Below are 22,669 nucleotides of genomic sequence, written 5' to 3'. Positions count from 1 at the left end.
TATTATAAAAGCTCCCAAGAAATTGGGAGTTTTTTTTTGGAATAAAATTAAAGTTACAAAAATATATCATAAATGGAATTAAATAAATATAGCAAGACCATAACTCAAGATGAAACGCAACCTGCAGCGCAAGCGATGTTGTACGGAATTGGTCTAACTGAAGAAGATTTAAAGAAAGCGCAAGTTGGAATTGTAAGTATGGGTTACGAAGGAAATACCTGTAACATGCACCTAAATGATTTGGCTAAAGACGTTAAAAAAGGGGTCGGGAAAGAAAATTTAGTTGGACTTATTTTTAATACTATTGGTGTAAGTGACGGTATTTCTAATGGTACTGACGGAATGCGTTTTTCTTTAGTTTCAAGAGATGTTATTGCAGATTCTATTGAAACAGTAATGGGAGCGCAATGGTATGATGGTTTGATCGCGATTCCAGGTTGCGATAAAAACATGCCGGGTTCTGTAATTGCTATGGGTAGAGTAAATCGCCCTTCTATTATGGTTTATGGTGGTTCCATCCATTCTGGTAAATGGAAAGGGGAATCATTGAATATTGTTTCTGCATTTGAGGCTTTAGGGAAAAAATTTAGCAATACAATTGCTCCAGAAGATTTTAAAGGAGTAATTCAAAATGCTTGTCCTGGAGCAGGAGCTTGCGGAGGAATGTACACGGCAAATACGATGTCTTCGGCTATTGAAGCTTTAGGAATGAGTTTGCCTTATAGTTCTTCTAATCCCGCTTTAAGCGAAGAAAAGAAGCAAGAGTGTATTGATGCGGGAAAAGCGATCAGAATCTTATTGGAAAAAGATATCAAACCAAGAGACATCATGACGCGTAAAGCGTTTGAAAATGCGATCACTATGGTGGCTGTTTTAGGTGGTTCTACAAATGCTGTGATGCACTTAATCGCTATGGCACATTCGGTTGATGTCGAAATCACACTTAAAGATTTCCAAGATATTAGTGATAAAACACCTTTACTTGCTGATTTGAAACCAAGTGGTAAATACCTAATGGAAGATTTACATGAAGCTGGGGGAGTTCCTGCAGTAATGAAATATCTATTGAAACAAGGATTGTTGCACGGAGATTGTTTAACTGTAACTGGGAAAACATTAGCTGAAAACTTAGCTGCAGTTCCAGATTTGAACGATGGTCAAGAAGTGATTCACGAAATTCAAAAAGCGTTAAAATCTACAGGAAATATTCAGATTTTGTACGGAAACCTTGCAGAAGAAGGTTGCGTTGCAAAAATAAGCGGAAACGAAGGAGAATATTTTGAAGGAGATGCAATTGTCTTTGAAAATGAGCATGATGTGATAACAGGTGTTCGTAATGGTGACGTTAAACCAGGAAACGTAGTCGTCATTAGATACTGCGGACCAAAAGGAGGACCTGGAATGCCAGAAATGCTAAAACCAACATCGGCAATTATGGGTGCCGGACTTGGAAAAAGCGTCGCTTTAATTACAGATGGTCGTTTTTCGGGTGGATCACATGGTTTTGTGGTAGGTCACGTTACACCAGAAGCATTTGATGGAGGTGGAATTGCACTCGTCAAGAATGGAGATATAATTACCATCGACGCCGTAAAAAACACGATAAACCTGAAAATTTCAGAGGAAGAGTTCGCATCGAGAAAAGCAAATTGGGTACAACCTGATTTAAAAGTAAAAAAAGGAGTATTACTAAAATATATAAGATCAGTTTCAAGTGCCTCTACAGGTTGTGTAACTGATAACTAAAGCCAAGAGCGTTTGCGCTTTCGAATAAATAAATACCGATGGGAACAAAAAAAATATCAGGCGCCGAAGCCATTATTAGATGCTTATTAGAAGAAGGAGTAGACTTGGTTTACGGGTATCCAGGTGGAGCAATCATGCCAGTTTACGATGAATTGTATAAATTCAAAGACCAATTGCACCATGTTTTAGTTCGCCACGAACAAGGTGCTACACATGCAGCACAAGGATTTGCAAGAGCAACTGGAAAAGTTGGGGTGGCAATCGCAACTTCAGGTCCTGGAGCGACAAACTTGGTGACTGGAATTGCCGATGCGCAAATTGATTCCACTCCAATGGTTTGTATTACAGGCCAAGTTGGTAAACACTTACTAGGATCAGATGCTTTTCAAGAGACCGATATCATCGGAATTTCAACTCCGGTGACCAAATGGAATTACCAAATTACCGAAGCTTCTGAGATTCCAGAAATTATGGCAAAGGCTTTTTACATTGCCAGATCAGGACGTCCGGGACCAGTTTTAGTAGATATCACTAAAAATGCACAATTTGATGAACTCGATTTCAGCTATAAAAAGTGCACCAGTATTCGAAGTTATAATCCAAAGCCAACTTTAAACATTGAAAAAGTAAAGGAAGCGGCGGAATTAATCAACAGTGCTAAAAAGCCATTTATTGTTTTTGGTCAAGGAATTATTTTAGGAGAAGCTGAAGCTCAACTTAAAGCATTCGTTGAGAAATCAGGTATACCGGCAGCTTGGACGATTTTAGGTCTTTCGGCTTTGCCTACTGAACATCCTTTGAATGTAGGAATGTTAGGAATGCATGGGAACTACGGTCCTAATGTATTAACTAATGAATGTGATGTTTTAATCGCTTTAGGAATGCGTTTTGATGATCGTGTGACTGGAAATTTAGCTACTTATGCAAAACAAGCCAAAGTAGTTCACTTCGAAATTGATCCTGCTGAAGTAGATAAAAATGTAAAAACAGATGTGGCTGTTTTAGCAGATGTTAAAGAATCATTAACTGCTTTACTTCCTTTTATCGAAAGTAAAACGCATGAGTCTTGGCATAATGAATTCAAAGAGCTATACAAAGTTGAGTTAGAAGCAGTAATCAACGACGAGTTGAAACCTAAGAAAGAAGGTATTTCTATGGGTGAGACGATTGAAATGATTAATAAGCACTCAAAAGGAGATGCAATCATGGTTTCGGATGTGGGGCAACACCAGATGTTTACCTGCCGTTACTCTAAATTTAACCAGACCAAAAGTAATGTTACTTCTGGAGGATTAGGAACAATGGGATTTGCTTTACCAGCAGCCATTGGAGCTAAGATGGGAATGCCAGACAGAGAAGTGGTTGCTATCATAGGTGACGGTGGATTCCAGATGACTATTCAGGAATTAGGAACTATTTTTCAGACGAAAGTCCCAGTTAAAATTGTAATACTAAACAATGAATTTTTAGGAATGGTTCGTCAATGGCAACAATTGTTTTTCGACAAGCGCTATGCTTCAACTGAAATGATCAATCCTAATTTTGTTGCAATTGCCGAAGGCTACTATATCAAAGCTAAGAAGGTAACTAAAAGAGAAGATTTAGACGCTGCAGTTGCCGAAATGATGGCTTCAAAAGAGTCTTATTTCCTTGAGGTTATGGTAGAAAAAGAAAATAATGTATTCCCAATGATTCCAACAGGAGCTTCTGTTTCTGATATCAGATTAAGTTAATATTATGGAAAATCAAACATTCACGATTTCTGTTTATTCAGAAAATAACGTTGGTCTATTAAATAGAATATCGGGTATATTCTTAAAACGCCACATCAACATCCTTAGTTTAAATGTGTCAGAATCTGAGATTGAAAATGTTTCTCGATTTGTGATTGTAGTACACACTACAGAAAAATGGGTGCATAATATTGTTGGCCAAATCGAAAAACAGATTGAAGTTATTAAGACTTTTTATCACACCGATGAAGAAACTATATTTTTGGAAAATGCCATCTTCAAAATCGAATCTGGGTTGTTATTCGACGAAAAACAAATTCAGAATATAATAAAAGAAAGCAACTCCGAAATTGTAACTGTATCAAGAGACTTTTTTGTGATTTCAAAGTCAGGAAGACGTTCAGAGATTGAAGACTTATATAACAAATTAAAACCTTTCGGAATCATGCAGTTTGTGCGTTCAGGAAGAATATCGGTTTCCAAAGAGAAAATGGAAATATCAACACTATTAGAAGAACTAAAAAATAAATAAAAACGAGACAATGGCAAATTATTTCAATTCATTACCACTTAGATTACAATTAGAACAATTAGGAGTTTGTGAGTTCATGGACCAATCAGAATTTACAAATGGCATCGAAGCTTTAAAAGGAAAAAAAGTCGTTATTGTAGGTTGTGGAGCTCAAGGTTTGAACCAAGGTTTAAACATGAGAGACTCAGGTTTAGATATCTCTTATGCGCTAAGAGCTGAGGCAATCGCACAAAAAAGAGCTTCTTTTATGAACGCTGCCGATAATGGTTTTACAGTGGGAACGTATGAAGACTTAATCCCAACGGCTGATTTGGTTTGTAACCTAACGCCAGACAAACAACATACTGCGGTAGTTACTGCAATTATGCCTTTAATGAAAAAAGGTTCGACATTAGCTTATTCTCATGGATTCAATATCGTAGAAGAAGGAATGCAAATTCGTAAAGATATCACTGTCATTATGTGTGCTCCAAAATGTCCAGGATCTGAAGTACGTGAAGAGTACAAAAGAGGATTTGGTGTACCAACACTAATTGCGGTTCACCCTGAGAATGACCCAAATAATGAAGGTTTCGAACAAGCAAAAGCTTATGCAGTTGCTACAGGTGGACATAAAGCGGGAGTTTTAAACTCTTCTTTTGTTGCCGAAGTAAAATCGGATTTAATGGGAGAGCAAACGATCCTTTGTGGAATGTTGCAAACAGGATCTATTTTATGTTTTGATAAAATGGTCGAAAAGGGAATCGAACCTGCTTATGCTTCTAAACTAATCCAATACGGTTGGGAAACAGTAACGGAAGCCTTGAAACATGGTGGAATTACTAATATGATGGATCGTTTGAACAATCCTTCAAAAGTAGAAGCTTATAGATTAGCAGATGAATTAAAAGACATTATGCGTCCTTTATTTCAAAAACATATGGATGATATCATCTCTGGTGAGTTTTCAAAAAACATGATGATTGACTGGGATAATGATGATGTTAATTTACTGACTTGGAGAGCAGCGACTGCTGAAACTAATTTTGAGAAAACTGCGCCTACTGCTGATGCAATCTCTGAGCAAGAGTATTTTGACAACGGAGTTTTAATGATTGCAATGGTAAAAGCAGGAGTAGAATTAGCTTTTGAAACAATGACTGAAAGCGGAATTATCGAAGAATCAGCTTATTATGAATCTCTTCATGAATTGCCTTTAATTGCAAATACAGTAGCTAGAAAAAAACTATATGAAATGAACAGAATCATTTCTGACACTGCAGAATATGGGTGTTATTTGTTTGATCACGCTTGTAAACCGTTATTAACTGAGTTTATGAAAACTGTCGAAACAAATATCATCGGTAAGCCATTTTCTACTTCAAATGGTGTAGATAATGCTGTACTTATTGCTGTAAATAGAAGCATTCGTCAACATCCGATAGAAGAAACTGGTGAGTGGTTGAGAGAGTCTATGACAGCGATGAAAAAAATAGGATAATTAAAAATAAGGAAATTGCCACACAAGAGGGTGTGCTGTAATTTGCTCCATATCAAATCTCTTTTTGTATTTTGAGTTAGTTAACAAGGTATTTAATCATTTGAATTGGGTATGGAAGCGTGCTACATTCACTTAAGTTTTAGCGAGGGAAAATTAAGTGAAGTAGTTCCTTATTTTACATAGTGAAATTTGTACCGATTTTCAATTCGAAGATTGGTCGCAAAAAGGCTTTAGAGTCCGTAATATGTTTAACACGAATCTGTTAGTTCAAATACGTTTTATCTAATTCTTGGGTTGCTAAATAAATTGTTATAATTATTGTTAATGAGAAAAGGCGGGGTAGAAAATCTACTTCGTCTTTTTTGCTTTTTATCATTTTGTTGAAAAACAGCCAGTTTTTAAGGAATACGTAATTATTTTGCTGTATTGTTAAATAGTATTTGATTTATTGGGGTAATTAATCAATTTATTTTTTTTTGGAATAGGGGGAATTTTAATACTTTTATAAAAAATTTAAAAAGGATGAGCTACTACAAAATTCAAAACTTCGAACAATACTTCAAACATTATAATAAATCAGTTCGTGAGCCTAGAAAATTTTGGGGAAAAATAGCAGAGGAGAACTTCACTTGGTACCAATTATGGGATAAAGTGGTGGAATTTGATATGGCTGAAGCCGATATAAAATGGTTTACCGAAGCAAAAGTAAACATTGCTAAAAACTGTATAGACAGACATTTAAACAAACGAGGAGATAAAACGGCCATCATTTTTGAGCCTAATGACCCTAGCGAAGAAGCCTTGCATATCTCCTATAACGCGTTGCACCAACGCGTTTGTAAAATGGCAAATGTTTTGCGTGAGAAAGGCATCACTAAAGGGGATCGCGTTTGTATTTATTTACCTATGATTCCAGAATTAGCGGTTTCTATTCTAGCTTGTGCGAGAATTGGAGCCATCCACTCCGTTGTTTTTGCAGGTTTTTCAGCTTCGGCTGTTGCTAGCAGAATAATTGATAGCGAGTGTAAAATGGTCATCACCTCTGATGGTAGTTTTCGTGGAAATAAATCTATTGAATTAAAATCCATTGTGGACGAAGCCTTAGAAAAATGTCCTTCGGTAGAAAGTGTTTTGGTTGTAAATAGAACCAATATTCCAGTAAACATGCAAGAAGGAAGGGATATTTGGTTACAGCCGTTGCTGGACGAAGCCTCAGATAATAGTGTAGCCGAAATAATGGATTCTGAAGATCCTTTGTTTATATTGTACACTTCCGGTTCAACAGGAAAACCAAAAGGAATGGTGCATACTACTGCAGGATATATGGTGCATACGGCTTATACCTTCAAAAATGTATTTAATTATGAAGACAATGATATCTTTTGGTGTACCGCTGATATCGGTTGGATAACAGGACACTCTTATATTCTTTATGGACCACTATTAAACGGTGCTACGACTGTTATCTTTGAAGGAGTTCCTTCTTATCCTAATTACAGTCGTTTTTGGGAGATAATCGAAAAACATAAAATAACTCAATTTTATACGGCTCCTACAGCAATTCGTGCCTTGGCAAAAGAAAGCTTAGAATATGTACAAAAATATCAGTTGAGTACTTTAAAAGTGATTGGATCTGTTGGGGAACCTATTAATGAAGAAGCATGGCACTGGTTTAACGACCACGTGGGAGGAAAAAGATGCCCAATCGTTGATACTTGGTGGCAAACGGAAACTGGTGGAATTATGATTGCACCTATTTCATTTGTAACACCTACAAAACCAACCTATGCTACCTTACCATTACCAGGGATTCAGCCCGTATTGATGGATGAAAAAAGAAATGAAATTGAAGGAAATCAGGTAGTGGGAAGTTTGTGTATCAAGTTTCCGTGGCCTGGGATTGCAAGAACTATCTGGGGTGATCACGAGCGTTACAAACAAACTTACTTTTCTACTTTTCCAGGTAAATACTTTACAGGAGATGGTGCATTAAGAGACGAAGTAGGTTATTATAGAATTACTGGACGTGTAGATGATGTGGTAATCGTTTCAGGTCATAATCTAGGAACGGCACCTATTGAGGACGCTATAAATGAACATCCTGCAGTGGCCGAAAGCGCTATTGTTGGCTTTCCTCATGATATAAAAGGGAATGCTCTTTATGGTTTTGTCATTTTGAAAGAATCTGGAGAATACCGTGATAGAGAGAATCTTACCAAAGAAATCAACCAACACATTTCAGATCACATTGGACCTATTGCAAAACTAGATAAAATACAGTTTGTTTCCGGTTTACCAAAAACGCGTTCTGGAAAAATTATGCGTAGAATTTTACGCAAAATAGCAGAAGGTGATTATTCTAATTTTGGAGATACTTCTACCTTATTAAATCCTGAGATTGTAGACGAAATTAAAAACGAAAGAATTTAAGACCACGTAATATTAACCAATTGAAAACCGCTCTAGAATATGGAGCGGTTTTTTTGTTTTTCAGCTCTTTTCTTTGCAAGAAATTACCTAAATTAGCTGAACTATGGAAAAGGAAGCGTCTGTTATTATCGTTGGTGGTGGATTAGCTGGACTTACCGCAGCCATTCATTTATCAAAAATAGGCGTTGCTGTAATTGTGATAGAAAAGAACGAGTTTCCAAAACACAAAGTGTGCGGAGAATATATTTCAAATGAAGTGGTGCCTTATACCGAATGGTTAGATATAAATCTTTCTCTATTAAAGCCTACGAGCATTAACCAACTTCAGTTTTCGACAGAAAATGGAAAATCAATTACGATTGAATTGCCACTTGGAGGTTTTGGAATCAGTCGATACGCTTTAGATGCGTTTTTGTACAATAAAGCCGTGGAAAACGGTTGTAAAATTATTCAAGATACTGTAGAAAGTATTGATTTTAAAGAGAATGAATTTACAATAAGGACAGCTGGTAATACTGTGTTGCAAGCGGAGATCGTGATTGGTGCTTTTGGGAAACGTTCGAATATTGATCAAAAGTTGAATCGAAATTTTATTCAGAAAAAGTCATCTTGGCTGGCGGTAAAAGCGCATTACAGCGGAGATTTTCCAGACAATTTGGTTGGCTTACATAATTTCGTAGGCGGTTATTGCGGTGTTTCAAAAGTGGAAAATAATGCGATAAACATTTGTTACTTGGCCGATTATTCTACTTTTAAAAAACATAAAAATATACAGGAGTATCAGAATGAAGTGATTTGTAAAAATCATCATTTAAAAACGATTTTTGATAACAGCACTCTGATTTTTGACAAGCCTCTAACCATCAGTCAGATTTCTTTCGAGAAAAAAAGAGTTGTAGAAAATGGAATTTTAATGATAGGAGATACTGCCGGAGTGATCCATCCTTTGTGCGGCAACGGAATGGCAATGGCAATTCACAGTGCTAAAATTGCTTCTGATTTAGTTGGTGCTTATTTTTCGGGCGAAATTAAATCGAGGGCTTCATTGGAAAAAAAATATTTAGAGCAATGGAATTATAATTTTAATAAGAGATTGAGAATGGGACGACTTTTATCGAAAATCTTACAGCAGCAAAAACTGTCAGAAGTTGTTTTGAGTATAGTAGTTAGATTCCCTTTCATTTTAAAAGGAATAATTAGAAAAACGCATGGTAAACCTATTATACAGTAATCACTGATGATGCTAAATACTAAATACAGAACTGATGCATCGGAAATTATGGACGATTTTGCTCTCGAAGGCGAAGTTTTGCGTGAAGCTTTAGATAAAATCGCTAAAATAAATCAGCTATTGGGTGGAAACAAGCTAACTTTACTTGGAGTGCAGGAACTAATTGCCCGTAATCCTAAAACGACTGAATTTACGATTGTAGATGTGGGTTGTGGAAACGGCGATATGTTGAGAACGCTGGCAGAATATGGTGTGCAACATCATTTAAAATTCAAACTAATAGGTGTTGATGCTAATAAATTTACAGTGAATCATGCGATTGACTTATCAAAGAAATATCCAAATGTAACATACCGTTGTGAGGATATTTTTGAAAAGCCTTTTGGACAATTAAAATATGATATTGTCTTGTGCACCTTGACTTTACATCATTTTAAGGAGAATAAAATTATTGGTTTAATGAATTTGTTTTATAGGAATGCAAGTCTTGGAGTTGTAATTAATGATTTACATCGAAGTGCCGTCGCGTACCGATTATTCCAAGCTTTATGTTTTGTTTTTCGATTGAATGATATGTCAAGAGAAGATGGTTTAGTGTCAATTTTAAGAGGATTTAAGAAAGAAGATTTAGTTGGCTTTTCGAAAGAATTAAATTTTAATAAATATACAATCCAGTGGAAATGGGCTTTTAGATACCAATGGATAATTTCAAAAATATGAGTGTAAAAATACATACAGTTTCAAAACAACTTCCGAAATATTCCAGAACCACCGAAGAAATCATTCCTTTTCTAGATGCTTGGCTTGTAGGGCAGGACGAGCGCTTCATTAGAAAAGTGAAGAAAATATTTGAAGGTGCGGCAGTGGATAAACGCTATTCTATAATGGATCCTATTGAAGTTTTTACAAAAACCTCATTCGAAGAAAGAAACGATATTTATGTTCGCGAAGTAATTGATTTAGGAGAGAAGGTACTGGAAAAAGCCTTATTGAAATCCAAATGGAAACCAGAAGATTTAGATTATATCATTACAGTAAGCTGCACCGGAATAATGATTCCTTCGCTAGACGCTTATTTAATTAACAAGTTGAAATTACGTCAGGATGTTGTACGTCTACCGGTAACTGAAATGGGTTGTGCAGCGGGAATTTCGGGAATTATTTATGCTAAAAACTTCCTACAATCCAATCCTGGCAAACGCGCAGCAGTAATCGCAGTTGAAAGTCCGACAGCAACTTTCCAACTGAATGATTTTTCGATGGCTAATATAGTTAGTGCAGCGATTTTTGGTGATGGAGCGGCCTGCGTTTTACTTTCTTCTCATAAAGACGACGAAGGGCCCGAAATTCTGGACGAAGAAATGTATCATTTTTATGATAATGAGCACATGATGGGTTTTAAATTGACCAACACTGGCTTGCAAATGATTTTAGACATCGAAGTTCCCAATACTATTGCTTCCCATTTTCCGGCTATCATTCATCCGTTTTTAGAAAAAAATAATCTAAGTATTGAAGATATGGATCATTTAATATTTCATCCCGGCGGTAAAAAAATAGTGCAAACGGTCGAAGCTTTATTTTCTGATTTGGGTAAAAACATAGATGATACAAAAGAGGTGTTGCGTTTGTACGGTAACATGTCGAGTGCGACTGTATTATACGTTCTGGAGCGATTTATGGACAATATGCCTCCAAAAGGAGATAAAGGTTTAATGTTAAGTTTTGGCCCGGGATTTTCAGCACAGAGGGTTTTGTTGCAATTTTAGTTAAAGATGATAGAAAATGATGAAAAGCCAAGAAATAATATTAAAATTACCATATTCTAAGCCGTTTCTATTTGTGGATTATATCTCCAAAATCGATGAAAGCGGTGTGGAAGGCAGCTTTACTTTCGACGAAAATTTAGATTTTTATAAAGGGCATTTTAAAAACCATCCCGTGACACCCGGAGTAATTTTGACGGAGACTATGGCTCAAATAGGTTTAGTTTGTTTGGGGATTTTTTTACTAGATACTTCTTTTAATGAAAATACTTCAATAGCTTTAACATCAACAAATATGGAATTTATTAAACCAGTGTTCCCAAATGAGAAAGTTACAGTGGTATCAGAAAAAAAATACTTCAGATTTGGTAAACTAAAGTGCAAAGTAAGTATGAAAAATGAGAACGGAATTGTTGTTTGTACTGGGGAAATTGCGGGAATGATTGTTTAAATATTAAAAACGATATAAAGGACATTTTTCAAAATGTTTATGTCTGCTAAATAGTCATAAAAATTGTATTTATATTAGTTGTCAGTGAAAATTCGCTTACTGTCATTCCGAGGAGCGAGTAATTTCTATTAAGTCACTAGTTTGATGAGATTCCTCCTTCGTCGGAATGACAAAAAGTACTTGGTTACAAAAAAACATACTGATCTTAATTGTTCAAAAAACCGATAAATGAGTATAAGAGTAGTAATCACTGGACTCGGAGTCGTGGCTCCAAATGGAGTAGGGCTTGACGCTTTTACCAACGCCATTAAAAACGGAATTTCTGGTATTCGGAAAGACCCTGATTTGGAACGCCTACAATTCTCCTGCCAGATTTCGGGGAAACCAGAAATTTCCGAGGAGCTGTCATTGCAATATTTCACAGAATTAGAATTAAGAAACTTTAATTCTACTGGTATTTCATATGGCGTGATTGCCGGTATGGACGCTTGGAAAGACGCAGGATTAACGATAGAAAACAAGGAAGAACCGGATTGGGACAGTGGAACTATCTTTGGAACCGGAACTTCAGGGATCGAAAAATTTCGCGAAAGCATTTATAAAATTGATGATTTACAAACTCGTAGATTGGGAAGTACAGCGGTAGCGCAAACAATGAATAGCGGTATCAGTGCTTATCTAGGGGGGAAATTAGGTTTAGGAAATCAGGTATCTACAAATTCATCAGCTTGTACAACTGGGACCGAAAGTTTATTAATGGCTTATGAGAGGATTAAGTCAGGACTGGCTAAACGAATTTTGGCTGGAAGTACGAGTGACAGCGGTCCATATATTTGGGGAGGATTTGATGCCATGCGCGTTTGTACTTTTAAACACAATGAATCGCCAGAAAAAGCTTCAAGGCCAATGAGTGCAAGCGCTTCTGGATTTGTACCAGGAAGTGGTGCAGGAGCATTTGTGCTGGAAGATTTAGAATCGGCAATTTCCCGCGGAGCGCGAATATATGCTGAAGTTTTGGGAGGAAATGTAAACTCTGGCGGACAACGCGGTCTGGGAACAATGACGGCTCCAAATCCCATTGCGGTTCAAAAGTGTATCAAGGATGCGATTGCTAATGCTGGTGTTCAAGCATCCGATATTGACACTATAAATGGTCATTTGACAGCGACTGCAAAAGACAGCTTGGAAATTGAGAACTGGAGTGAAGCGCTAGGTAGAAGAGGAAGCGATTTTCCATACATTAACTCTTTGAAATCAATGGTTGGACATTGTTTGTCAGCAGCAGGAAGTATAGAAAGTGTCGCTGCGGTATTGCAATTGTATCAAGGATTTATTTTTCCAAATATTAATTGTGAAGATTTGAACGCTGATATCACAAATATGATTGACGTCTCAAAAATTCCGCAAAAAAGGATTGAAAAAGAATTAACGATTGTTGCCAAAGCTAGTTTTGGTTTTGGAGATGTCAATGGTTGTGTAATTTTTAAAAAATATGTAGTTTAAAAACCTAAATATGAACAAAGAAGAGATTTTAGAAGAATTAAGAGTTATCGTAAAGCCCTATATTAATAATGTAGAAGCTTTCGAAAATTTCACAGAAAACACTGATTTTATAACGGATTTAAATATCAATTCGGCTAATCTCGTTGATATCATTTTAGATGTGGAGGATTATTTTAAAATCCATATCGATAATGAGTCGATGGAAAAAATGGTGAATGTAAAAGCAACATTAGAAATAATAGCAACAAAACTAACTTAGACGTGATTGGAAATGATATTGTAGATTTGGCTTTAGCTCAAAAAGAAAGCAATTGGAACCGACGGGGATATTTGGATAAAATATTTACGGGAACGGAGCAACTGCTTATTTCAACTGCTCAGTATCCTACTATTATGGTCTGGAATCTGTGGAGTAGGAAGGAAGCAGCTTATAAAATCTACAATCGGCTAACAGGAATTAGGGGGTATTTTCCCTTGAAGTTGGAATGTGTTTATGATAATGCCGAGACTGGTTCTGTATCGTGCAGCGGTTATATTTTCTATACAAAAACTAAAATAGTTCAGGATAAAATACACACAATTGCAGTCACTAATATAATGGATTTTGAACGAGCAATGGAACTAGGTACAGAAATAAAAATCGTTAAAGAAAAGGGAATTCCGTTTTTATTCGATACCACTAGAAATATTTTAAAACCAGTTTCATTGAGCCATCACGGGCGCTACAGTGCATTGGTTGGGCTAAAATAGAACTTTATTTAATTCCCAATCTTGACTTTAATTTTAGAAATAACAAAGCCGTTTTATAAGCGTCGTTAATTGACGAATTTCTCTCGCTGTTTGGGATTTTATAAATTTCGGACAATTGGTCCAATGTGAATTGCTTGTCGGTAATATCGTTTAATTTTAAATGCATCATATCGATATCTAAGGCTTCATTTTTCAATCGGCCACAATCTAGTTTTTCTAAGGCTGCATTGATCATTTCGACATCATGATCTATGTGATGTCCTACTAAAATCGAATTCCCAATAAACTCAATAAAGGCTTTTATGGCCTCTGTTTCTCCTAGTTTAGTCATCTTGCTTTCAATAATAAATTCATTAGAAAGCTGATTATCATGTAGGAATATATATTGTAATAATATGGCTTCAAAACTATCTCCAATATAGATGCTGTCATCGACAACGGCAAATGCGCTGATCGAGAAAATGACATCTTTATGCGGATTTGTACCTGAAGTTTCAGTAGAGATCACCACATAACGATTCGATTTTTTATCAAATTTAGATAGGTAGGTCTTCCAGAATTCTGGAAGCTCTTTATTGATGTATTTCAGCCATTCGAGCATAGTTATGAAAATTGAGTCAGTTGAAACTTATTTTTAATTAATTCTTCTAATTCACGCATTGGAGCCAGCGCATTTTTCAGCTTTTCTCTATCAATTTTAGATAATTCTTCTAGATTGATATATTGTCCTGAATTTTCGTTTTTCAACCCCTCTACAGTTCTTAATTTCGATAAAGTTATGAAAGCTTCCGCACAATTCAGATATATTTCTGAATATTTAGGATCGCTAATTGCCAATTGTTTAAAGCGGGTGTAGGTGTTGTTAATTCCTTTGATACCTTGGCTTAGCGTAAACAATCGAGCTCCATCTATAAGCGGCATCAAAGCACGTGTCTTGATGTCAAATTTATCTTTATTGGGACCCGTTTCTTCAAGAATAAACTTTTTGAAAAAACTTAAAGGTGAATTTGTTCTTAAAGCATCATTTCCTAAAAAGTCAAAAAACAAAGTGTTGTTACTCGCGTTTTTGAATATTACATTACTTATCGCATCTTCGATCCTTTGTTCTCCAAAAACAATCTCATAGTCAAAGAATATGCTGCTCAAATTATTACTGTTTTCACCAGGAATTTTCATCCAGCTTTCATATTGTTTTATCCAATCAGTTAGTGATCTACACCACAACATGTTACTTGCCATATGTCCGTTTGGGCATAATTCATAGCCTATTTTTTCAAGTGTCAAGCTTGTACTTTTACCTAAATTCACAAAATAATCCTTTACCTCTCTGTGTTTTTCTGTAGCTACATCTTCAAAAACCAAGATACTATCTTGATCTGTAAGTAACATTTGCTCTTTTCTTCCTTGACTACCAATGCTCAACCAGGCAAAACGTGCAGGCGGCGAGCCCATTTCAAGTATAGAGAGTTCAATCGCGCGCTTTAAAAGGGCAAAATTAATCTCAGAGGTAATATTTGAAATATGAGTAAGCGGAATGTTTTTGTAAATGGAAGTTTGAACAAGATCTGTCAGTCTTACACGGATTTTTTTAAGCTCTTTCGGATTTTGAGCACGTTTAATTTCTCGGATCAAAACACCAGGATTACTGGCTTGAGCGACAATCAAATCGTGTTCAGAAATAACTCCTTTTACGTTCGATTTATTTGTACCATCTGCCGTAACGCATAAATGGGTGACATTATTTTTTAACATTAGTAGTTGTGCCTCTGCTAGCGAAACATTTTCAGGCACGGTTACTACTGGAGATGACATTATTCTATCTACTGAAACAGTGATTGGGAATCGACCTGTGGCAATTTTAAAAGACATATCTGTATTGGTAACAATTCCGATGGGAAAAGTAGCCTCACAAATGACAGCACTATTAATTCTCATTTCGGCCATGAGCTGCGCCACTTCGCTAACAATACTAGTTGCATTTGTTGTGAGTGGTGCAGTATTGTACGAAAGCGTTTGGAAATATTGCATTTCCGATTGTTGATCCGTGTAAAATACGGTATCGGAAATTATACTCCCACGTGAATTTTCATTGTCTTTAGAGCTTGGTGTATTTGTAGCAAAATTTTCTAATAAATAGTCTAAAACCGCGGTATTATTAGCTACAAATGGTCTGAAAACGGCGATAGGAATAGCATACACGATGCTTTCCTCTCGCGCTTTGGCTGTCATTCTATAATTGTTTTTTGCAAAAAATGGACGTAAACCAAAAATAGCACCTTCGTGACATTTATTTAAAATTGTTTCTTCGGCATCAGCTATCACAGACAAGTGAATCACTCCTGAAGCAACAACATAAAAACTGTCATGTAATACGTCGTTATACTGGAACAATGTTTTGTTTTTTTCCAAGTTTACAACACGAATACTGTTTGCAATTTCAGATAACTCGGGGTAAGTCAAATGATCAAATGGTGAATATTCCTTTAAAAAATCAGCAATGTGCTCTACAATCGTGTTCATGTTTTTGGGATAAAATCTAAGCGTAAAATTAATGAAATTATTAGTTATATATCAGCATAACTAATGTTAAATCTTGGTTTTATTGTATACATCTTATCCTCGTTTTTTATTGATTCTAATTAGTCAGAGTTACTTGAATTAAGGAAGTTAAAAGTGAACTCTAAAGATTATATTAGGAGTCATTCCAAGAGATTTATTGCTCACTTCAATAGTTTTGTTGGTATTGTTTGGATTTATCTTGCAATAGCGATTTATGACATTGTCTTCGTCAGTGATATTGATGACCCCGCCGCGCAAACTAGCTTTAATTGTAGGGATAAAATTGAAGGTGTAACTAAAAGAAGCATCAAAGCGCATAAAATCATCTAGATTCTTGCTGTTAGGAGCACCATAGTTTACAATAGTGTTGTTACGTCCACAAATTGGTTTGGCTATTTCTCATAAAGAAGAATATGATGGTTTATTTGGCGGTAGTCGTGAGTACGATCCCAATAACTTCGATTGGGGAATGAACTTTGGAGGCGGTTTTAAAACTAATTCTGGAATCAGTTTAGGAGTTCGTTACCACTTAGGTCTTGGAGATTTATATGATGAAGGAAAAGCACGAAATCGAGTTTGGCAATTTTCAGTTGGATTTGATTTGTAATTTCTGATTTTAATACTGTCAATACCCCTTTCAGAGTACTACTTTGAAAGGGGGTATTGTTTTTTTTCGAATAGAAGTATTTTCAATTTGCTTGCGCATTGGAATAAAAGCGAAAATTATAATTTTCCGAAAATGAGCACGCTGTTAAATGATATTTAATCGTAATTGCAAGTTCCCTAAAAATCAATATCTTTGAGGTCAAATAATGATTAGAATGATAATTAAAGAGAATCCAACGCAATTAGAGCAGTATTTCCAACAATTTCGCAAAAACATCATAGGTATCAATCAAGACTTTGAGTCTCCTTATGGGGAAAAACGAATTGTCTATACAGACTGGACCGCAAGTGGTCGTTTGTATCGTCCTATTGAGGAAAAATTGATGAATGAATTTGGTCCTTTTGTAGCTAACACACATACGGAAACTACCGTTTCTGGTACGGCCATGACCAAAGCATACCACCATTCCAGAATCATTATCAAAAAGCATGTAAATGCAAATAGTGATGATGTACTAATTACAGATGGAACCGGTATGACGGGAGTTGTAAATAAATTCCAACGTATTCTAGGATTAAAAGTACCTGAAAACCTAAAGGATTACATAAATGTACCTGTCGAGAAAAGACCAGTCGTCTTTATATCTCACATGGAACACCATTCTAATCAAACTTCTTGGCTAGAAACGATTGCTGATGTAGAAGTTATTCCTTCTACTGAAGACGGACTGTTAAGTATCGAAAATTTAGAAAATTTATTAGAGCAATACAAAGATAGAAGTTTTAAAATTGCATCGATTACCTCTTGTTCTAATGTAACAGGAATTCGTACACCATATCATGAGGTGGCAAAAATAATGCATCAACACAACGGACTTTGTTTTGTTGATTTTGCCTGTTCAGGACCTTATGTCGAAATTGACATGCATCCTGAAGATGCAGAAAGTTATTTAGATGCAATTTTCTTTTCGCCACATAAATTTCTTGGCGGACCTGGAACCTGCGGTGTATTAGTTTTTAGTAAAAAATTATATCAAAATTTAGTTCCTGATAATCCAGGTGGAGGAACAGTTTCCTGGACTAATCCTTGGGGTGGACATCAATATATAGAAAATATCGAAGATAGAGAAGACGGGGGGACTCCTGGTTTTCTTCAAGTGATTAAGACTGCGCTGGTTATTCAGTTGAAAGATCAGATGGGAATTGATAATATCTTGAAAAGAGAGCACGAACTTGTAGATTACATATTTGCTGAGTTAGAGTCTGTTTCGAATATTAAAATTTTGGCAGGCCAGCACCAAGATCGTTTGGGTGTAATCTCATTCTATGTAGATGACTTGCATTTCAATTTGGGTGTGAAATTATTGAATGATAAATTCGGAATTCAAACTCGTGGTGGATGTAGTTGCGCAGGAACTTACGGCCATTTTTTATTGCACGTAGATCAGGAAACTTCTCATAAGTTAATTGATGAAATTACCTTAGGGGATTTAATTAGAAAGCCGGGTTGGATTAGAATGTCTATTCATCCTACAACGACAAGTGCTGAAATTGAATACGTTTGCGATGGTATTAAAGCTTTGGCCGAAAATCATAAAACATGGGCTTTAGATTATACTTATAATCGGGATAGTAACGAATTTATCCACAAGGATGCACTGCCAGTAGAAGACGAATTAGTTAAGAGTTGGTTTTCAAATTAGCCAATAAAAATCTTTTTATATATCGAAAAAGCCCTTTAAAATATGTTTTAAAGGGCTTTTTGTTGGATTGATATTTTATGTTCTAAGAGCTACATGACAGCATAGAACTTCCAATTTTTTCTCGGGCCCAATCTGGTCTTTTAGCAAACCATTTTTGGTATTCGTCTTGCTCTTGGTATGGATTTTTTAATAAAAGGTGGAGCTCTTCAATTAGTGAATAATCCTCTTTTTCAGCCGCTTCAATGGCTAATTGCGACATGTAATTTCGCAATACATATTTAGGATTTACTTTGTCCATCGCTACTTTTCGATCAGTATCTGAGCTCGACTCTTGCTGCAGTCTATTTAAATATTGGGTAAACCAATACATCCAAGAATCCTCTGTTTTATCTGCAACTTCTTCGATTTTGTAGAAAGATTCTTTAACTAATTCAAAAGCATCTTCAACAGATTCTTCTTTCTTAATTAGACTTAATTTTCGAAAGAAAATAGTCATATCAGTTTCTGTTAGCTGAAGATTTTCGGTGAGCATATGAATTAGTTGGTTGTCTTGTTCTTCTGCGCTCGATAAGCCTAATTTATTTCGCATCATATTTAAATAGTCGCTCTCATACTGCGCTTGAAAAGCTTGTAAGATCGATTCAAGGGGAGCTGCTTCTTTAATTAGAGGATACAAGGCATTGGCCAACTGATATAAATTCCAAAGTGCTATTTCGGCTTGGTTGCCAAAGCGGTACCTGCGATTTTCGCGATCCGTTGTATTAGGTGTCCAGTTAGGGTTGTAATCTTCTAACCAGCCATAAGGTCCGTAATCTATTGTAAGCCCTAGAATGGACATATTATCAGTATTCATCACGCCATGTACAAAACCTACGCGCTGCCAGTGCACAATCATCTCGCGGGTTTTATTGGCTACAGCCTGAAAGAAATCAACATAACTAGTTGGAGTGTTTTCTTTAATTTCGGGAAAATGATATTTTATCGTAAAATCAGCAAGTGTTTTTAATGTTTTGAGATCGTTTTGAGAAGAGAATAATTCGAAGTTTCCAAAACGGATAAACGAAGGCGCTACTCTGCAAACTACAGCACCTTTTTCATAAGCGGGGTTTCCATCATACATTACGTCACGCAATACTTGATCGCCTGTAAGTATTAAGGATAGGGAACGGGTAGTGGGAACACCCAAGTGGAACATGGATTCACTACACAAATGCTCTCGAATAGAAGAGCGCAATACAGCTAATCCATCTGCTCTACGAGAGTAAGGAGTCATACCGGCTCCCTTTAATTGCAAGGTGTAAACTTGTTTCTGATGTTCTACTTCTGCTAGAATTATGGCTCTACCATCTCCTAGTTGTCCTGCCCAATTGCCAAACTGATGCCCAGCATAACTCATTGAATACGGACGAGAATCAGGCAAGAGTTCTTTCCCTGAAAATACGTTTGTGAATTCAGCAGATTGCGTTTCTTCACTAGAAATACCAAGCATCGCTGCGACTTCTTCCGAAAAATGAATTAATGTGGGTTTTGATGGAATTCTGGGGGTAACATAAGAAAAACACGCATTTTTGACTTGACGTGTAACATTCGTTTTATCAGTATCTGCGGGTAATTCTGTACTAAATCTATTATTGATTTTTAACTTCATTTTGTTTTGAATAAGAATCAAAATTAATCAAATATATTAAGACCTACAGTTAATAAAAACTAAAATTACAGCTCGCTTGTTAGCGTCTGTGCTTCCATCTTTTATGAGTCCAGAAATAATATTCGGGCGCTTCATGGATTTGTTTTTCCACTTCCTGAATAAAAGCATCGGTAATTTCAAAATCGGGAACAGAAGTTGGGTCCTCACTAAGGGGAATCAATGTAGCTTCATAATAACCTCTTCCTACTTTTTTTACTTTCGCAAAAACAACAGTAAGATCATATCTTTTTGCCAACATTTCTGGACCAGTATGTACTGGTACTTCAACTCCCATAAAAGATTTCCAATGAAAAATTCGATCTGCTTTTGGGGATTGATCGCTTGCTAAAGCATAAATGGAAAGAATGCTTTCTTTTTGATTGCGGGCGATATAGGGTATCGTTTTGCTTGTGGAAACCAGTTCAGTATTGTATTTTGAGCGAATGTCTCTGATGAGCTTATCAAAATATTTATTACTTAACTTTTTATAAACAGCGACACCTTGATAACTAATTTTTTGATTAAGTGTAATAAGCCACTCCCAGCTTGCATAATGCGAAGCTATAAGCATAATACTTCTTTCTTTTTGCTCATATTCTTTCATTAATTCGAGATTTGTGATTACAAATCTTTTGTTCATCTCTTCTGATGATATGGTCATGGTTTTTATCATCTCCATAAACATATCACATAAATGATGGTATGATTTTTTCTCGATTACCAATCTCTCTTTGTCGCTAAGATGAGGTAATGCCAAAGCGATGTTTGCTCTAACTACTTTTTTTCGATAGCCAATAATGTAATAAACTAAAAAATAGACACCATCTGACAACCAATAAAAAATGCGAAATGGAAGAATGGAAATGACCCAAAGAAAAGGATAAGCTATTATAAAAACGAGAAATTGCATGCGGTACTTTTTCTTGCAAATATAAGTCAAAAACAAATAGGCATAGATATATTGAAGAGGTACTAATCGTGTCTGTGAGAATTAGTACATTTGTAAATAACAATAAACAGACTTTATGAATACCATTTTAATTGCAATAATTATTGCAAATGCATTGTTTAGCTTTAAAGGCTTTAATGACTTATCTTTTTTTAGAAAATATGAATTCCATATGGGAAGTGTTCGCGCTGGTGAGCAAATACGACTAATCTCCTCCGGTTTTCTTCATGCTGACATAGCTCATTTAGCTTTCAATATGATCACGCTTTACTTTTTCGCTCCCGTAGTTATTGGTCATTTAGAAAGTTTGTCATTTGTAATTATCTATTTTGGAAGTTTAATTTTCGGAAGTTTATTGACCATATTATTTCATAAAGACGATTATAATTATAGAGCAGTAGGAGCATCGGGAGCTGTTACGGGTGTTTTATATTCGGCGATATTATTACAGCCCGATATGATGTTAGGCATCTTTTTTATAATTCCAATGCCAGCTTATCTTTTCGGAATCCTTTATTTACTGTATTCTATCTACGGAATGAGAGCTAAGAATGACAACATTGGACATACAGCACATTTTGGAGGCGCTATCGGAGGGTATTTGATTACTCTGATTTCTAATCCAAGTTTAGTGGTTGATCATACTTTTATGGTGGTGTTACTTACTATTCCAATAATTATTCTTTTTGTGATGGCAAAAATGGGAAAACTATAGTGGCACAACTTTTGAAAGGTAAATACTTCATAAATTAATTAAAATAAATCAAAATGAAAAAAGCGCTAATAGCTCTGTCCATGATGTTGATGACCATGTCATACGCACAAGAAATCAAACAAGTTCCGCAAATCAGTGTTGCAGGAGAAGGAAAGGTAAAAGTTGTTCCAGACCAAGCTACTATTACAGCGACTGTGGAAACAAAAGGGAATAATGCTAAGGACGTAAAAAAGCAAAATGACCAACAAATGGAAGCGGTTCTTAAAATCATTAAAAAGATGAATTTGGCACCAGCTGATTATAGAACGCAGCGTGTTTCATTGAATCCAGTTTATGATTATGAGAAAAAGAAAACGAGTTATAATGCGACGCAAACCGTTGAAATTCTATTGAGAAATTTATCGCAGTACGATGAGTTGATGGAAGGACTAGTGAATCAGGGAATCAATAGAATTGATAATGTGGTTTTTCAGTCTTCAAAATTAGCACAACACCAATCAGAGGCTAGGAAATTAGCGATGAAAGACGCTAAACTCAAAGCAGAAGACTATGTGTCTGTATTAGGGCAAAAAGTAGGCAAAGCGATGACTGTATCAGACAACTCTCAAAACTACCAACCACAGCCTATTTATGCAAGAATGAAGTCGATGGCTATGGAAGACAGCTCTGCTCCAAGAGAGACGCTAGCTGAAGGTGAAATCACGATAACTGCAAATGTAAGCGTGAGTTTTATATTAGAATAAATGATGTTTTTTTAATTTAAAACAAAGCCATATACGAAGCATTAGTAATCAGATAGCTAAAATGAAGTTCGTTTCATAAAACATC

General features: G+C 35.9%; 21 protein-coding genes. 16 read left to right on the top strand and 5 right to left on the bottom strand.

Annotated features, from left to right (window positions below; translation table 11 throughout):
* Positions 1 to 72: 72 nt before the first annotated feature.
* The 12 genes from ilvD (at position 73) to FQU23_RS09730 (ending at position 13,622) form a co-directional block, all read left to right on the top strand.
* Positions 73 to 1,746, top strand: a complete 1,674-nt coding sequence (gene ilvD, locus FQU23_RS09785; RefSeq protein WP_147673644.1) for a dihydroxy-acid dehydratase — start codon at positions 73 to 75, stop codon at positions 1,744 to 1,746.
* A gap of 38 nt (positions 1,747 to 1,784) precedes the next feature.
* The gene (gene ilvB / locus FQU23_RS09780; RefSeq protein WP_147673643.1) at positions 1,785 to 3,479 is read left to right on the top strand and encodes a biosynthetic-type acetolactate synthase large subunit; all 1,695 of its coding nucleotides are present in this window, start codon (positions 1,785 to 1,787) and stop codon (positions 3,477 to 3,479) included.
* 4 nt (positions 3,480 to 3,483) lie between these two features.
* A complete protein-coding gene (gene ilvN / locus FQU23_RS09775; protein ID WP_132110944.1) occupies positions 3,484 to 4,011 on the top strand; it encodes an acetolactate synthase small subunit in 528 nt (175 codons plus the stop codon).
* 10 nt (positions 4,012 to 4,021) lie between these two features.
* Complete coding sequence (ilvC, locus tag FQU23_RS09770) at positions 4,022 to 5,491, top strand: ketol-acid reductoisomerase (RefSeq protein ID WP_132110943.1); 1,470 nt, start codon at positions 4,022 to 4,024, stop codon at positions 5,489 to 5,491.
* Between the two features lie 522 nt (positions 5,492 to 6,013).
* Entirely contained in the window at positions 6,014 to 7,921 is a 1,908-nt protein-coding gene (gene acs, locus FQU23_RS09765) for an acetate--CoA ligase (RefSeq protein WP_147673642.1), read from the top strand.
* Between the two features lie 103 nt (positions 7,922 to 8,024).
* Positions 8,025 to 9,152 carry an NAD(P)/FAD-dependent oxidoreductase gene (locus tag FQU23_RS09760; protein WP_147673641.1) on the top strand — a complete coding sequence of 376 codons (1,128 nt, stop codon included), beginning with the start codon at positions 8,025 to 8,027 and terminating at the stop codon, positions 9,150 to 9,152.
* A 6-nt stretch (positions 9,153 to 9,158) separates the two neighbouring features.
* Positions 9,159 to 9,872: a methyltransferase domain-containing protein gene (locus tag FQU23_RS09755; protein WP_147673640.1), complete on the top strand. Its 714-nt coding sequence runs from the start codon at positions 9,159 to 9,161 to the stop codon at positions 9,870 to 9,872.
* The gene (locus tag FQU23_RS09750; RefSeq protein WP_147673639.1) at positions 9,869 to 10,921 is read left to right on the top strand and encodes a type III polyketide synthase; all 1,053 of its coding nucleotides are present in this window, start codon (positions 9,869 to 9,871) and stop codon (positions 10,919 to 10,921) included. The genes FQU23_RS09755 and FQU23_RS09750 overlap by 4 nt, the downstream gene beginning before the upstream one ends.
* A gap of 19 nt (positions 10,922 to 10,940) precedes the next feature.
* Complete coding sequence (locus FQU23_RS09745) at positions 10,941 to 11,369, top strand: 3-hydroxyacyl-ACP dehydratase FabZ family protein (RefSeq protein WP_147673665.1); 429 nt, start codon at positions 10,941 to 10,943, stop codon at positions 11,367 to 11,369.
* A 228-nt stretch (positions 11,370 to 11,597) separates the two neighbouring features.
* Complete coding sequence (locus FQU23_RS09740) at positions 11,598 to 12,872, top strand: beta-ketoacyl-[acyl-carrier-protein] synthase family protein (protein ID WP_147673638.1); 1,275 nt, start codon at positions 11,598 to 11,600, stop codon at positions 12,870 to 12,872.
* A gap of 10 nt (positions 12,873 to 12,882) precedes the next feature.
* On the top strand, positions 12,883 to 13,131 hold the full coding sequence (locus FQU23_RS09735) for an acyl carrier protein (RefSeq protein WP_147673637.1): 249 nt from the start codon (positions 12,883 to 12,885) through the stop codon (positions 13,129 to 13,131).
* Between the two features lie 2 nt (positions 13,132 to 13,133).
* On the top strand, positions 13,134 to 13,622 hold the full coding sequence (locus FQU23_RS09730; protein WP_147673636.1) for a 4'-phosphopantetheinyl transferase superfamily protein: 489 nt from the start codon (positions 13,134 to 13,136) through the stop codon (positions 13,620 to 13,622).
* Between the two features lie 4 nt (positions 13,623 to 13,626).
* Here the strand turns inward: FQU23_RS09730 and FQU23_RS09725 are convergent, their stop codons facing one another.
* From FQU23_RS09725 to FQU23_RS09715, 3 genes are all read right to left on the bottom strand, one after another.
* Positions 13,627 to 14,223, bottom strand: a complete 597-nt coding sequence (locus tag FQU23_RS09725; RefSeq protein WP_132110931.1) for a PolC-type DNA polymerase III — start codon at positions 14,221 to 14,223, stop codon at positions 13,627 to 13,629.
* Between the two features lie 2 nt (positions 14,224 to 14,225).
* Complete coding sequence (locus tag FQU23_RS09720; protein WP_147673635.1) at positions 14,226 to 16,142, bottom strand: DUF294 nucleotidyltransferase-like domain-containing protein; 1,917 nt, start codon at positions 16,140 to 16,142, stop codon at positions 14,226 to 14,228.
* A 147-nt stretch (positions 16,143 to 16,289) separates the two neighbouring features.
* Complete coding sequence (locus FQU23_RS09715; RefSeq protein WP_209282335.1) at positions 16,290 to 16,499, bottom strand: hypothetical protein; 210 nt, start codon at positions 16,497 to 16,499, stop codon at positions 16,290 to 16,292.
* A gap of 49 nt (positions 16,500 to 16,548) precedes the next feature.
* Between FQU23_RS09715 and FQU23_RS09710 the strand changes: the two genes are divergently transcribed.
* The gene (locus tag FQU23_RS09710; RefSeq protein ID WP_245181097.1) at positions 16,549 to 16,788 is read left to right on the top strand and encodes a hypothetical protein; all 240 of its coding nucleotides are present in this window, start codon (positions 16,549 to 16,551) and stop codon (positions 16,786 to 16,788) included.
* Between the two features lie 214 nt (positions 16,789 to 17,002).
* Positions 17,003 to 18,490, top strand: a complete 1,488-nt coding sequence (locus FQU23_RS09705) for an aminotransferase class V-fold PLP-dependent enzyme (RefSeq protein ID WP_147673634.1) — start codon at positions 17,003 to 17,005, stop codon at positions 18,488 to 18,490.
* A gap of 82 nt (positions 18,491 to 18,572) precedes the next feature.
* On the opposite strand, the gene FQU23_RS09700 is transcribed toward FQU23_RS09705, so the two are convergent.
* Together FQU23_RS09700 and FQU23_RS09695 are read right to left on the bottom strand one after the other, a co-directional pair.
* Entirely contained in the window at positions 18,573 to 20,138 is a 1,566-nt protein-coding gene (locus FQU23_RS09700; protein ID WP_147673633.1) for a protein adenylyltransferase SelO, read from the bottom strand.
* 79 nt (positions 20,139 to 20,217) lie between these two features.
* Positions 20,218 to 21,087 carry a lysophospholipid acyltransferase family protein gene (locus tag FQU23_RS09695; RefSeq protein WP_147673632.1) on the bottom strand — a complete coding sequence of 290 codons (870 nt, stop codon included), beginning with the start codon at positions 21,085 to 21,087 and terminating at the stop codon, positions 20,218 to 20,220.
* A gap of 115 nt (positions 21,088 to 21,202) precedes the next feature.
* On the opposite strand from FQU23_RS09695, the gene FQU23_RS09690 reads away from it, so the two are divergent.
* Both FQU23_RS09690 and FQU23_RS09685 read left to right on the top strand, forming a co-directional pair.
* Positions 21,203 to 21,841 carry a rhomboid family intramembrane serine protease gene (locus FQU23_RS09690; protein ID WP_147673631.1) on the top strand — a complete coding sequence of 213 codons (639 nt, stop codon included), beginning with the start codon at positions 21,203 to 21,205 and terminating at the stop codon, positions 21,839 to 21,841.
* Positions 21,842 to 21,894: 53 nt separating this feature from the next.
* Positions 21,895 to 22,584, top strand: a complete 690-nt coding sequence (locus FQU23_RS09685; RefSeq protein WP_132110907.1) for an SIMPL domain-containing protein — start codon at positions 21,895 to 21,897, stop codon at positions 22,582 to 22,584.
* Positions 22,585 to 22,669 lie beyond the last annotated feature (85 nt).

It is taken from the genome of Flavobacterium sp. XN-5 (assembly GCF_008033395.2).
Classification (GTDB): domain Bacteria; phylum Bacteroidota; class Bacteroidia; order Flavobacteriales; family Flavobacteriaceae; genus Flavobacterium; species Flavobacterium hiemivividum.
Note: the sequence above shows the minus strand (reverse complement) of the source record. Positions and strands in the feature narration are given on the sequence as shown.